The organism is Streptomyces sp. NPDC060031 (assembly GCF_042736805.1).
Taxonomy (GTDB): Bacteria; Actinomycetota; Actinomycetes; order Streptomycetales; family Streptomycetaceae; genus Streptomyces.
In genome coordinates, this window is sequence record NZ_JBHWVM010000032.1 from 1 (window position 1) to 13,293 (window position 13,293).

Annotated in this window: 9 protein-coding genes; 5 read left to right on the plus strand and 4 right to left on the minus strand. The window is 72.7% G+C overall.

The genetic code is table 11. From position 1 onward, the window contains the following. Positions 1-104 precede the first annotated feature (104 nt). The gene (locus ACFWB8_RS16580) at positions 105-1,001 is read left to right on the plus strand and encodes a cellulose-binding protein (RefSeq protein ID WP_385226606.1); all 897 of its coding nucleotides are present in this window, start codon (positions 105-107) and stop codon (positions 999-1,001) included. Positions 1,002-1,032: 31 nt separating this feature from the next. On the opposite strand, the gene ACFWB8_RS16585 is transcribed toward ACFWB8_RS16580, so the two are convergent. Further along, positions 1,033-1,569: a DUF6584 family protein gene (locus tag ACFWB8_RS16585; protein WP_385226608.1), complete on the minus strand. Its 537-nt coding sequence runs from the start codon at positions 1,567-1,569 to the stop codon at positions 1,033-1,035. Positions 1,570-1,598: 29 nt separating this feature from the next. Then, a complete protein-coding gene (locus ACFWB8_RS16590; RefSeq protein WP_385226610.1) occupies positions 1,599-2,462 on the minus strand; it encodes an alpha/beta fold hydrolase in 864 nt (287 codons plus the stop codon). 91 nt (positions 2,463-2,553) lie between these two features. On the opposite strand from ACFWB8_RS16590, the gene ACFWB8_RS16595 reads away from it, so the two are divergent. Then, positions 2,554-3,126, plus strand: a complete 573-nt coding sequence (locus tag ACFWB8_RS16595; RefSeq protein WP_385226612.1) for a CGNR zinc finger domain-containing protein — start codon at positions 2,554-2,556, stop codon at positions 3,124-3,126. A 103-nt stretch (positions 3,127-3,229) separates the two neighbouring features. On the opposite strand, the gene ACFWB8_RS16600 is transcribed toward ACFWB8_RS16595, so the two are convergent. Both ACFWB8_RS16600 and ACFWB8_RS16605 read right to left on the minus strand, forming a co-directional pair. After that, positions 3,230-4,111: a hypothetical protein gene (locus ACFWB8_RS16600; protein ID WP_385226614.1), complete on the minus strand. Its 882-nt coding sequence runs from the start codon at positions 4,109-4,111 to the stop codon at positions 3,230-3,232. 116 nt (positions 4,112-4,227) lie between these two features. Next, positions 4,228-5,676 carry an MFS transporter gene (locus tag ACFWB8_RS16605; protein ID WP_385226616.1) on the minus strand — a complete coding sequence of 483 codons (1,449 nt, stop codon included), beginning with the start codon at positions 5,674-5,676 and terminating at the stop codon, positions 4,228-4,230. Positions 5,677-6,201: 525 nt separating this feature from the next. Here ACFWB8_RS16605 and ACFWB8_RS16610 point away from each other — a divergent pair. From ACFWB8_RS16610 to mfd, 3 genes are all read left to right on the plus strand, one after another. Continuing rightward, complete coding sequence (locus ACFWB8_RS16610; RefSeq protein WP_385226618.1) at positions 6,202-6,978, plus strand: ABC transporter ATP-binding protein; 777 nt, start codon at positions 6,202-6,204, stop codon at positions 6,976-6,978. Continuing rightward, positions 6,975-9,569, plus strand: a complete 2,595-nt coding sequence (locus tag ACFWB8_RS16615) for an ABC transporter permease (protein WP_385226621.1) — start codon at positions 6,975-6,977, stop codon at positions 9,567-9,569. Before ACFWB8_RS16610 ends, ACFWB8_RS16615 begins: the two co-directional genes overlap by 4 nt. Positions 9,570-9,741: 172 nt before the next feature. Further along, on the plus strand, positions 9,742-13,272 hold the full coding sequence (gene mfd / locus ACFWB8_RS16620) for a transcription-repair coupling factor (protein ID WP_385226623.1): 3,531 nt from the start codon (positions 9,742-9,744) through the stop codon (positions 13,270-13,272). Positions 13,273-13,293 lie beyond the last annotated feature (21 nt).

Sequence of the window (13,293 nt, forward strand, 5' to 3'; positions counted from 1 at the left end):
TAAGAGACAGGGGTCCCGGCCCGGCCATTCCGGCTTCTGCGCGCAAATGACGCATCCTTGACGGGAATCCCCGCGAGAGAGGCGCTTCCAGGATGAGTGCACCCATGTCACCTCAGGGTCCGGGTTTCGCGACCGTGCGCGTGCGCGGCTACCGCCCGCAAGAGGTGGACCGGTATCTCGCCCGGCTCTCCGGGAGCCGCGACGAGGCCTGGGAGCGGGTGGCACGCCTGACCGTACTGGCGAAGCGGATGGAGGCGGAGGCGGAGCGGCTGCGCGAGGTGGTGTCCTCGCTGGCCCCGCAGACGTACGACGAACTCGGCGAGCGCGCCCGGCGGATCCTGCTGCTGGTGGAGGAAGAGGCTGACACCGTACGGGCGGACGCGCGGGCGGACGTGTCGACGACGCTGGGCTCGGCCGAGGCGCACGCCGACCGGGTGGCGGCACTGGCCCGCCAGGACGCGGAGGCGGTGCGCGAGCAGACCGAGGTCCGGGCCCGGCAGGGGCTGCTGAGGGCGCAGCGGGAGGCGGACGAGGCGCGCGCGGAGGCCCGCGAGGACGCGAAGGCCTGGCGGGCCGAGGCGCAGGCGGCGCTGGTGGAGATGCGCCGCCGGTCGGACGCGCTGCTGGCGGAGCACGAGCAGGAGCACGCGGAGCGGTGGGACGCGGCGGAGCGGGAGCTGGAGGTGCGGGAGGCGGAGCTGGAGGCGCGCCACCTGGAGCTGGAGCGGTACGCCGAGTCCCGGCTGGCGGAGGCCCGGCGGGGCTTCGCCGAGGCCGAGGAGGCGGCGCGGCACGGCCAGGAGGACGCGGAGGCGCGCGCCGCCGAACTGATCGCGGCGGCGCGGGTCCGCGAGGAGCGGATCGCGCGCGAGACGGAGCGGGTCCTGCGGGAGCACGCGGAGTCCCAGGAGGAGATGCGGGCCCACATGAACCACGTCCGCTCCAGCCTGGCTGCCCTGACGGGTCGCGCCGGATCGGCTGCGCCGGGCCTGGCGGACTGAGGTCCTCTCGCCCCGCCCCGCCCCCGGACCTCTACCGCCAGAGCCAGCGGGCGGAAGTGACGAAGCCGACTGACCAGACGGCGACGACCACCAGCGCCAGCAGGATGTAGCCCGCACCGATCAGGCGGCCGGGGAACGGGCTGCCTTCGTGCAGCGGGCCGCCGCCGTCGTCAAGGTCGTCGTCGGCGGGGATCGCGGTCCAGTCGACGGGGCGGCCGACCTGGTCGGAGCCGGCCGCGCGGAGGGCCGCCAGCTGCTCGGCCGCGAACGCGGTGCCGGCGAGGGATTCCGGCCCGTCCCAGGCCAGTGCCCGCATCCGCCGCAGCGGCAGGCGGTACCGCGCCTCGAACGCGGCGCTCTCCGCGGGGTCCCGGTCCGCTTCGAGATACATCCAGCGCCCGGCTTCCGCCGGTTCCCCGTACAGCCGGTAGACCTCGGCCAGGCGGCGCCGCAGCGTCAGGTCCCAGGGGAAGGAAGACACCAGGCCGCGCAGGCGCTGCCGCGCCAGGGGGACCCGGCCGGCGGCGAGGTCCGAGTCGATGCGGGCGAGGGTGTCCACGAGCGTCATGGCCGCATGGTCCCCGACGGAAGGCGCCGTCAGGGGAGCTTCGTGAGGAAGCTCTCGATCAGGGGGGCGATCCGGGGGAGGTGGGTCTCCAGGGCGAAATGGCCCGCGCCCTCGAAGACGTGGACCTCGGCGTGGGGGGCGTCGCGCAGGTACGCCTTCGCGCCCGCCGGGGTGAAGAAGGGGTCGCCCGCGCCCCAGACGACCAGGACCGGCACCCGTGCGGAGCGGAGCCAGGCCTGCCAGGCCGGGTAGCGGGCGAAGTTGGAGGCGTAGTCGAAGGCGAGGTCCGCCTGGGCGTCGGCGCGGCCCGGCAGCCCGAGGTAGTGCAGGTCGAGCGTCCAGCCGTCAGGGGAGACGAGGCCGGTGTCGGCGACGCCGGTCTCGTACTGGAAGCGGGTGCCCACCTCGGTGAAGAGCTTGCGGACCCGCTCCTCGTTGCCGGGCACCTCGCGGCGCAGCCCGGCGAACTCGCGGGCGGCGTCGGACAGTCCCTCCTCGTACGCGTTGCCGTTCTGCACGATCAGGCCCGTCACCCGCTCGGGGCGGCGCTCGGCGAGGCGCAGGCCGACGGGGGCGCCGAAGTCGAAGACGTACAGCGCGTAGCGGTCCAGCCCGAGGGCGTCCGTGAACCCCTCCACGATGTCCGCGAGCCGGTCGAAGGTGTACGTGAACCCGTCCGGGGCCAGGGTCCGGCCGAAGCCGGGGTAGTCCGGGGCGATCAGCCGGTACGGGGTGTCGCCGAGGGCGTCCATCAGGCGGGCGAACTGGTGCGAGGACGTCGGGAAGCCGTGGAGGAGGAGCAGGACGGGGGCGTCGGCCGGGCCGCTCTCGCGGTAGGCGACGCGCACGCCGGCCACGTCCACGGTGCGGTGGTGGGTCAGTGCGGTGGTCATCACATGCCTCCAGTGGCTTCGGTCCCATGAGCTGCGCTTAGCTTCACGGAAGATCTCTAATGGGTCAAGGGGTGTGTGTAGCATTAGCAATATGACCGCGACGACGACGCCGACCGACTTCCCCCTCACCGGTGAGCCCCTCGCTCTGGACCTGCTCAACACCCGGCCCGCGGACGGGGACCTCATCGCCGATCCGGCGGGGCTCCGCGCGTGGCTGGCCGGGCAGGACGGGCGGCTGGGCCCGGTCGCGGAGGTGGGCGCGGCCGAGGTGGCCGCCGTGCAGGCCGTACGGGAGGCGGCGCGGGCAGCCGTCGAAGCCGCGCGGTGCGGCGAGCGGCCGCCGGGGGGCGCGCTGCGGGTGCTCAACGAGGCGATGCGGGGGGCGCCGGCGCACCGCGAGCTGGCCTGGACCGGCGGTGGCCTGACGGCGGCCCCGCGGCGGGCCGGGCCGGCGGCGCGGCGGCTCGCGGCGGAGCTCGCCGAGGCGGTGGCGGAGCTGGTGACGGGGCCGCGGGTGGGGGAGGTCCGGCGGTGCGAGGGGCCGGGGTGCGTACTGCTGTTCCTCCCGGCGAATCCGCGGCGGCGGTGGTGCGTGGCGTCGCTCTGCGGCAACCGGGCCAGGGTCGCCCGCCACTACGCCCGCCACCGCCCCACCCCGGCCTGACCGGGCCCCGAGGCGCGGGGTCCGGGCCCCGAGCCCCGGGTCTTCGGGCCGCGCCGGGGCACGGCTCCGCGCAGAGGTCACGGCAACCCCCGCCGCGCGGTGCTCAGTCGGCCGCCCGCTGTGCCGGGACCGGGCTCACGGGCAGGACCGGGCTCACGGGCGGGGTCGGGGTGCCCCCGGGTGGGAAGGGGTCGCTGCGCAGGCCGTGGGTGGTGACCGTGATGGTCGCGGGTGGGGTGGGTGTGGGGAGGGGGGCCGTCAGGGTTCCCGTGGCGGCGTGGAACGCCGTCGGCAGCGGCGCCGCGTCTGCCTCGACCCGCGCATCCTCGCCGAAGCCGCCGCCCTCGACGGTCAGGACCCCGCCGGCCAGCGTGACGTCCGTGATCACCGGATTCGCCCGGGTGGCCATCTTGTTCAGCAGGTACGCCCCCGCCGGCGCCCCCGTCAGCGCCCAGATCTCGGCGGGCAGCCTCGGCAGCCCGCCTCCCACGTCGGCCAGGAAGAACGCCACCACGTACAGCATCGTGACCGCGTTCAGGGCCACGTACTGCAGGTCCACCAGGTCCGTGCGCCCGCCGTCGTTCGTGATCAGCTCCCGCAGCGGCCGCCGTCCCGACCGCGTCGGCCGCGGGGCCGGTTTGGCCATGCTGCCGCTCTGCACCCGCATGCCGACGACCGTCTTCGCGCCGATCAGGGCCACGTACGGGCCCCCGAGCAGCGGCAGGTAGACGTCCGTGAGGGAGGACAGCGGGCCGTGGCTGTCCTCGGCCCGGAACCAGTCGACGCCGCCGCCCGCGGTGAGCCCGTAGCCCAGGATCGAGAGCAGCAGCCAGAGGAGGATCACCGTCCACGCCAGGGCCAGGGTGGTCGAGGTGGAGAGCCGGCCGTCGCGGCCGGTGATGAAGCCGGGGTGGTGGTGGAGCCGCCACCCGAGCGAGCCGGCCAGGGCGGCCAGTAACGCCAGTGCGCAGAGTGCTGAAGTCATGTGTTCCCCCCGGAGAATGCGCCTCCGCAGAGACTTACCCACTCGGTGCGAGCATGACAACCCGACCGCCCGACCGCCCGTCACCCCGCCCTCCCGGTACCCGCCCCCGCCCCCGCTCAGTCCTCCGGCAGCACCGGGAACCGCCGCGGCGCCAACAGCAGCAGCACCGCCACCGCCGCCACCGCGGCCACCGTCGCGCCCACGAAGATGTGGTCCACGGCCGCGGCCACGGCCCGCCGCAGGTAGTCGGCGGCCTCGGGCGCGAGCAGCGCCGGCCGGTCCAGGGCCTCGGGCACGTCGTTCACGTGCCGCGGCAGCCCCGGCATCGGGGCGTCCGCCAGCCGGCCCGCCAGCGTCGCGTTGGCGACGGCCCCCATCAGCGCGGCCCCGACGCTCATGCCCACCTGGCGGCAGAACAGCACCGAGGCGGTCGTGGTGCCCCGCTCCGCCCAGCCGACCGTGGACTGGACCGCCATGATCAGCGGGAGCTGGAAGAGGCCGAGGGCCGCGCCCAGCAGCAGCATGATCAGTGCGGGCTGCCACGGGGCGGCCGGGTACGGCAGCAGGGTGAAGGCGCACAGGATCAGCGCGGCCAGTCCGACACCGATGACGGCGCTGTCGCGAAAGCCCACGCGGCGGTAGACGTGCTGCACGAACATCGCGCTGATCGGCCAGCTCAGGGTCATCGCGGAGGTGATCAGCCCGGCCTCGACCGCGCTGAGCCGCAGCACGGACTGGGCGTACGTCGGCATGAACACCATCGGCGCCACCATCAGCAGGCCGAGCGCGCCCATGGCGAGGTTGACGGCGGCGATGGGGCGCCGGCGCCACACCCAGCCAGGCAGAATCGGTTCTGCGGCCCGGCGTTCCACCCAGGCGACCAGGACGCCCAGCACGGCGCTCGCGCCCAACAGCGTGACCGAGGGCGCCGACAGCCAGGGCCAGGCCACCCCGCCCTGCACGAGCGCGAAGAGCAGCAGCCCGCCGCAGGCGAAGATGCCGACCGCCCCGGCCCAGTCGATCCGCCCCCGGCGCGCCCGGGCCCGTACGGGCTCGACCATATGGCGGGCGATGATCCACAGGGCCGCGAGGGCCAGCGGCAGGTTGATGAGGAAGATCCAGCGCCAGTTGACGTACGAGGCCATCAGCCCGCCGAGGGCCGGCCCGGCCAGCGCCGAGCCGGCCCACACCACGGACATCCGCGCCTGGATCCTCGGCCGCTCCTTCAGCGGGTACAGGTCGGCGGCCAGCGTCTGGACCGTGCCCTGCAGGGCGCCGCCTCCCAGCCCCTGGAGGATCCGGAAGGCGACGAGGGCGGCCATGTTCCAGGCGGCCGCGCACAGCAGGGAGCCGAGCAGGAAGAGGCTGATGCCGAGGAGCAGTACGGGCTTGCGGCCCAGGGTGTCGGACAGCTTCCCGTAGACGGGCAGGGTCACGGTGCTCGCCAGCATGTAGCCGGAGAAGATCCAGGAGAAGACGGCGAAGCCGCCGAGGTCGCCGACGATCTGGGGGACCGCGGTGGAGACGATGGCCCCGTCGAGGGCGACGAGGCCCATGGTCAGCATCAGCGAGGCGACGACGGCCGACCGCGGCCGCCTCCCCGGCGGCCGCACCCCGCCGGCCGCACCGGGCGTCCCGCCGCCACCCGTATCCCGGGGGTCACCCGTGGCCCGGGAGCCACCCGTATCCCGCGAGTCCCCCGTACCCCGCGCGCCCGCGGAATCGGCGCGAACGTTCCTACCCGGTATGCCGCCGTCGGCGTCGTTGCCCGCCCCTGACTCCATTGGGTCCATGGCCACCCCTCCCGTGCCGCGTTCACCATCTCATCCGGCCTCGGATCCCCGAGTGCGAGTCCACCGAAGGGTGGAGAACCCCTAGGGGTAGCTCCTCACAAAGAGCCAGGGGCCTTTCGTCCCGGCGTAGGAGGCAGAAGGTCCCGTCCTGTCCTTAACTGGTTCCTACGGACAGGGACCGGGGGGTGGGGATAACCCCCGGGCGGATACGGCGACGGGCACCAGCGTGCCGGAGCCGGCTGACCGGCAGTCTTCAACCGAACGCATCGAACGAGGGGAAACACCGTGACAACGGCTATGACCGAAACCAGGCACGGGGGCACTGGAGGGCATGAAGCCGTCGCGGCCCGGGCACGCCAGGTCGTCAAGGCCTACGGCTCCGGGGAGACGCGCGTCGTCGCCCTCGACTCGGTGGACGTGGACATCAAGCGCGGGCAGTTCACCGCGATCATGGGCCCGTCCGGCTCCGGCAAGTCCACGCTGATGCACTGCCTCGCCGGCCTGGACACGGTGACCAGCGGTCAGATCCACCTGGACGAGACCGAGATCACCGGTCTCAAGGACAAGAAGCTCACGCAGCTGCGCCGCGACCGGATCGGCTTCATCTTCCAGGCGTACAACCTGCTGCCGACGCTCAACGCCCTGGAGAACATCACGCTCCCCATGGACATAGCCGGCCGCAAGCCCGACGCGGAGTGGCTGAACCGGGTCGTGGAGACGGTGGGCCTCGCGGGCCGCCTCAAGCACCGCCCGACCGAGCTCTCCGGCGGTCAGCAGCAGCGCGTGGCCGTGGCCCGCGCCCTCGCCGCCCGCCCGCAGATCATCTTCGGCGACGAGCCGACCGGAAACCTCGACTCCCGGGCCGGCGCCGAGGTCCTCGGCTTCCTGCGCCGCTCGGTGGACGAGCTCGGCCAGACCATCGTCATGGTCACCCACGACCCGGTCGCCGCCTCGTACGCGGACCGCGTCATCTTCCTCGCCGACGGCCGGATCGTGGACGAGATGTACGGGCCCACCGCCGACCAGGTCCTGGACCGGATGAAGGACTTCGACGCGCGCGGGCGGACGTCATGAGCAACACCGTCCTGAAGACCTCGCGGCGCAACTTCGTCGCGCACAAGGGTCGGATGGCGCTCTCCGCGGTCGCCGTCCTGCTCTCCGTCGCGTTCGTCTGCGGCACGCTGGTGTTCACCGACACGATGAACACCACCTTCGAGAAGCTCTTCGCGACCACCGGCGCCGACGTCACCGTCTCCGCCAAGCCCGTCGAGGGCGGTGGCGACGGCGACGCGGAGAACCCGCGCAGCGGCCGGCCGGCCACCATCCCCGGCGACGCCGTCCAGAAGGTCGCCGCGGCGCCGGGCGTGCAGTCCGCCCAGGGCAGCGTCGTCTCGCTGTCCGTCACGGTCGTCAACGCCGAGAACAAGAACGTCGGTCCCAGCTCCGGTGCCCCGACGATCGCCGCCAGCTGGAACGACAACGAGCTCAAGTCGATGGAGGTCAGCTCCGGCCACGAGCCGCGCGGCCCCACCGAGGTGCTCGTCGACTCCGACACGGCGAAGAAGCACAAGCTGAAGATCGGTGACGAGCTGCGCACCATCGCCGTCACCGGCGACTTCCGCGCGAAGATCTCCGGCATCGCCACCTTCAAGGTGACCAACCCGGGCGCCACCGTCGTCTACTTCGACACGGCCACCGCCCAGCAGGAACTGCTCGGCGCGCCCGGCCTGTTCACCAACATCAACGTCACCGCCAAGGACGGGGTGAGCGACGAGCAGCTCAAGTCGAACATCGCCACCGCCGTCGGCGCGGGCACCTACAAGCTCCAGACCGCCAAGGAATCCGCGGACCAGGGCCGCAAGGACGTCGGTTCCTTCCTCGACGTCATGAAGTACGTGATGCTCGGCTTCGCCGGGATCGCCTTCCTCGTCGGCATCTTCCTGATCTTCAACACCTTCTCGATGCTGGTGGCCCAGCGGACCCGCGAGATCGGCCTGATGCGCGCCATCGGCGCCGACAGCGGCCAGGTGCTCAAGTCCGTCGTGGTCGAGGCCTTCCTCCTCGGCGTCGTCGGCTCGGTCCTCGGCGTCGGCGCGGGCGTGGGCCTGGCCGTCGGACTCATGAAGCTCATGGGCCAGATGGGCATGCACCTGTCCACCAGTGACCTGACCGTCGCCTGGACCACCCCGGCCCTCGGCATCTTCCTCGGTGTCGTCGTCACCATCGTCTCCGCCTTCATCCCGGCCCGCCGGGCCGGCAAGGTCTCCCCGATGGCGGCCCTGCGCGAGTCGGGCACGCCCGGCGACAAGAAGGCCGGCCGGGTGCGCGCCGCCCTCGGCCTGGTCCTCACCGGCATCGGCGGTGCGGCCCTGTTCCTCTCCGCCGCCGCCGAGAAGGCCGCCCCCGGATCCCTGTGGCTGGGCCTGGGCGTGGTGCTCACCCTCATCGGCTTCATCGTGATCGGCCCGCTGCTCGCCGGTGTCGTGGTGCGGGTGCTCTCCGGCGCGGTCCTGCGGCCCTTCGGTTCCGTCGGCCGGCTCGCCGAGCGCAACGCGCTGCGCAACCCGCGCCGCACCGGTGCCACCGCCGCCGCGCTGATGATCGGCCTGGCGCTGGTCGCCTGCCTGTCGGTGGTCGGCTCCTCGATGGTGGCCTCCGCCACCGACGAGCTCGACAAGTCGGTCGGCGCGGACTACATCGTCCAGTCCCAGACCGGGCAGCCGGTCATGCCGCAGGCCGAGCAGAAGCTGCGGGCCACCAAGGACCTGGACCACGTCACCGCGTACCGGGAGCTGCAGGCCAAGATCACCGCCCCCGACGGGACCACCGAGGAGGACGGCCTCGGCGCCCAGGACCCCAGCTACGCCAAGGACATCCGCCGCAAGATGGTCGCCGGCGAGCACGCGGCGGCGTACGGGGCGAACGCGATGTCGGTCGGCTCGCTCTACGCCACCAAGCACAACGTCAAGCTCGGTGACGAGCTGACGGTGGCCTTCGTCGGCGGCAAGACCGCCAAGCTCAAGGTCGCGGCGATCACCAGCGACGAGGGCAACCTCGACAAGGGCATGAAGTACACGAGCACCGCGGTCGCCGAGGCGAACCTGCCGGCCGACAAGCTGCCGCGGCCCTTCATGCTGCTGGCCACCGCCAAGGACGGCCAGGAGGACGCCGCGTACACCGCGGTCAAGGCGGGGCTGGAGGAGTACCCGCAGTACAAGGTGCTCAACCAGACCGACTACAAGAAGGCGCTGAAGGACCAGGTCGGCCAGCTGCTGAACATGGTCTACGGGCTCCTCTTCCTCGCGATCATCGTCGCGGTCCTGGGTGTCGTGAACACCCTGGCCCTCTCGGTGGTCGAGCGGACCCGCGAGATCGGCCTGATGCGCGCCATCGGCCTCTCCCGCCGCCAGCTGCGTCGCATGATCCGCCTGGAGTCGGTGGTCATCTCGCTCTTCGGCGCCCTGCTGGGCCTCGGGCTCGGCATGGGCTGGGGAGCCACCGCCCAGCAGCTCCTCGCCCTGCAGGGGCTGAAGGTCCTGGAGATCCCGTGGCCGACGATCATCGGCGTCTTCGCCGCGTCGGCCGTGGTGGGCCTGTTCGCCGCACTGTTCCCGGCTTTCCGGGCGGGGCGGATGAACGTACTGAACGCGATCGCGAGCGACTAGCTCAGCGGTCGTCACGGGGGAGTCACCGGCCCCGGCCAGCCCACACGGGCGGGCCGGGGCCGGAGTCATGTCCGGCGCGCCACCACCGTGCGGGCGTAGGCTGGGAACCCCTGGCCCGTGCGACGTGTCGGGCCCTTCGCGTTGCCCCCTCACCGGATGGAATGCCGCATTCATGAGCCTGCACGGACTGCTCGACGCCGTCACCAGGGACCCCGCACTCGCCGAGGCGGTCGCCGCGGCCGGGGACGGCAACCGCATGTACGTGGACCTCGTCGGCCCGGCCGCCGCGCGGCCCTTCGCCATCGCCGCGCTGGCCGCCCGTACCGAGCGGACCGTGCTCGCGGTCACCGCCACCGGGCGTGAGGCCGAGGACCTGGCCGCCGCGCTGCGCTCGCTGCTGCCCGCCGACGAGGTGGTGGACTACCCGTCCTGGGAGACGCTGCCGCACGAGCGGCTGAGCCCGCGCAGCGACACCGTCGGCCGGCGGATCGCCGTACTGCGCCGGCTCGCGCACCCGAGCAAGGACGACCCGGCCGCCGGGCCCGTCAGCGTGGTCGTCGCGCCCATCCGGTCCGTGCTCCAGCCGCAGGTCAAGGGGCTCGGCGACCTCGTGCCCGTGAGCCTTCGCCAGGGGCAGAGCGTCGACCTCGGGGAGACCGTCGCGGCGCTCGCCGCGGCCGCGTACGCGCGCGTCGAACTCGTCGAGAAGCGCGGCGAGTTCGCCGTCCGCGGCGGCATCCTCGACGTGTTCCCGCCCACCGAGGAACACCCGCTGCGCATCGAGTTCTGGGGCGACGAGGTCGAGGAGATCCGTTACTTCAAGGTCGCCGACCAGCGGTCCCTGGAGATCGCCGAGCACGGCCTGTGGGCGCCGCCCTGCCGTGAGCTGCTGCTCACGGACGAGGTGCGGGAGAGGGCCGCGGCCCTCGCCGCGGCCCACCCCGAGCTGGGCGAACTGCTGAACAAGATCGCCGAGGGGATCGCGGTCGAGGGCATGGAGTCCCTCGCCCCGGTCCTGGTCGACGACATGGAACTGCTGATCGACGTGCTGCCCGCCGGGTCCATGGCCGTGGTCTGCGACCCGGAGCGGGTACGCACCCGGGCCGCCGACCTCGTGGCCACCTCGCAGGAGTTCCTCATGGCCTCCTGGGCAGCCACCGCGGGGGGCGGCGAGGCCCCCATCGACGTCGGCGCCGCCTCCCTGCGGGGCATCGCCGACGTCCGCGAGCACGCCCGCGAGCTCGGCATGATGTGGTGGTCGGTCTCCCCCTTCGCGGCCGACGTGGAGGCCGGCGGCGACACCCTCGCGCTCGGCATGCACGCCCCCGAGGCCTACCGCGGCGACACCGCCCGCGCCCTGGCCGACACCAAGGCCTGGATCGCCGACGGCTGGCACACCGTGTACCTCACCGAAGGGCACGGGCCGGCCGCCCGCACCGTCGAGGTCCTCGGCGGCGAGGGCATCGCGGCCCGGCTGGAAGCCGACCTGCGCACCCTGGAGCCCAGCCTCGTCCACGTCGCCTGCGGCTCCCTCGAAACCGGCTTCGTCGACCCGGCCCTGAAGCTCGCCGTCCTCACCGAGACGGACCTGACCGGCCAGCGCACCGCCACCAAGGACCTCGGCCGGATGCCGACCCGGCGCCGCAAGACCATCGACCCCCTCACCCTGGAGGTGGGCGACTACATCGTCCACGAGCAGCACGGCGTCGGCCGCTACATCGAGATGGTCCAGCGCACCGTCCAGGGCGCCACCCGCGAGTACCTGCTCGTCGAGTACGCCCCCGCCAAGCGCGGCCAGCCCGGCGACCGGCTCTACATCCCCACCGACCAGCTGGAGCAGGTCACCAAGTATGTCGGCGGTGAGTCCCCCACCCTGCACCGGCTCGGCGGCGCCGACTGGACCAAGACCAAGGCGCGCGCGAAGAAGGCCGTCAAGGAGATCGCCGCCGACCTGATCAGGCTCTACAGCGCGCGCATGGCGGCCCCCGGCCACACCTTCGGCCCCGACACCCCCTGGCAGCGCGAGCTGGAGGACGCCTTCCCGTACGTGGAGACGCCCGACCAGCTCACCACCATCGCCGAGGTCAAGGAGGACATGGAGAAGTCGGTCCCCATGGACCGGCTCATCTGCGGTGACGTCGGCTACGGGAAGACCGAGATCGCGGTGCGCGCCGCCTTCAAGGCGGTCCAGGACGGCAAGCAGGTCGCCGTCCTGGTGCCGACCACCCTGCTCGTGCAGCAGCACTTCGGCACCTTCTCCGAGCGGTACGCGCAGTTCCCCGTCGTCACCAAGGCGCTGTCCCGGTTCCAGAGCGAATCCGAGTCCAAGGCCACCCTGGAGGGCCTGCGCGAGGGCTCCGTCGACATCGTCATCGGCACCCACCGCCTCTTCTCGCAGGAGACGAAGTTCAAGGACCTGGGCCTGGTCATCGTCGACGAGGAGCAGCGGTTCGGCGTCGAGCACAAGGAGCAGCTGAAGAAGCTGCGCGCCAACGTCGACGTGCTGACGATGTCCGCGACGCCGATCCCGCGCACCCTGGAGATGGCGGTGACCGGCATCCGCGAGATGTCGACGATCACCACTCCGCCCGAGGAGCGCCACCCGGTCCTCACCTTCGTCGGCCCGTACGAGGAGAAGCAGATCGGCGCGGCCATCCGGCGTGAACTGCTGCGCGAGGGCCAGTGCTTCTACATCCACAACCGGGTCGAGTCCATCGACCGGGCGGCCGCCAAGCTGCGCGAGATCGTGCCCGAGGCGCGGATCGCGACCGCGCACGGCCAGATGTCGGAGCAGGCCCTGGAGCAGGTCGTCGTGGACTTCTGGGAGAAGAAGTTCGACGTCCTCGTCTCGACGACGATCGTCGAGTCCGGCATCGACATCTCCAACGCCAACACCCTCATCGTCGAGCGCGGCGACAACTTCGGCCTCTCGCAGCTGCACCAGCTGCGCGGCCGCGTGGGCCGCGGCCGCGAGCGCGGGTACGCGTACTTCCTCTACCCGCCGGAGAAGCCGCTGACCGAGACCGCGCACGAGCGGCTCGCGACGATCGCCCAGCACACCGAGATGGGCGCCGGCATGTACGTGGCGATGAAGGACCTGGAGATCCGCGGCGCGGGCAACCTGCTCGGCGGCGAGCAGTCCGGGCACATCGCCGGGGTCGGCTTCGACCTGTACATCCGCATGGTCGGCGAGGCCGTGGCCGACTACCGGGCGGCCGTCGAAGGCGGGGTGGAGGAGGAGCCGGCGCTGGAGGTCAAGATCGAGCTGCCGGTCGACGCGCACGTCCCGCACGACTACGCGCCGGGCGAGCGGCTGCGCCTGCAGGCGTACCGGTCGATCGCCTCCGCCAACTCCGAGGCCGACGTCAAGGCCGTACGGGAGGAGCTCACGGACCGCTACGGCAAGCTGCCGGAGCCGGTGGAGAACCTGCTGCTGGTGGCCGGACTGCGGATGCTCGCCCGCGCCTGCGGAGTCGGCGACATCACCCTGCAGGGAGCCAACATCCGCTTCGGGCCGGTGGAGTTGCGCGAGTCGCAGGAGCTGCGCCTGGGGCGGCTCTACCCGGGGTCGGTGCTCAAGCCCGCCACCTCGCAGGCGCTGATCCCGCGCCCGAAGACCGCCCGGGTGGGCGGGAAGCCGCTGGTCGGCAGGGAACTGCTGGCCTGGACGGGGGAGTTCCTCGCCACCATCCTCGGGTCGTAGCGCCACCGGCCTTCGCCGTAC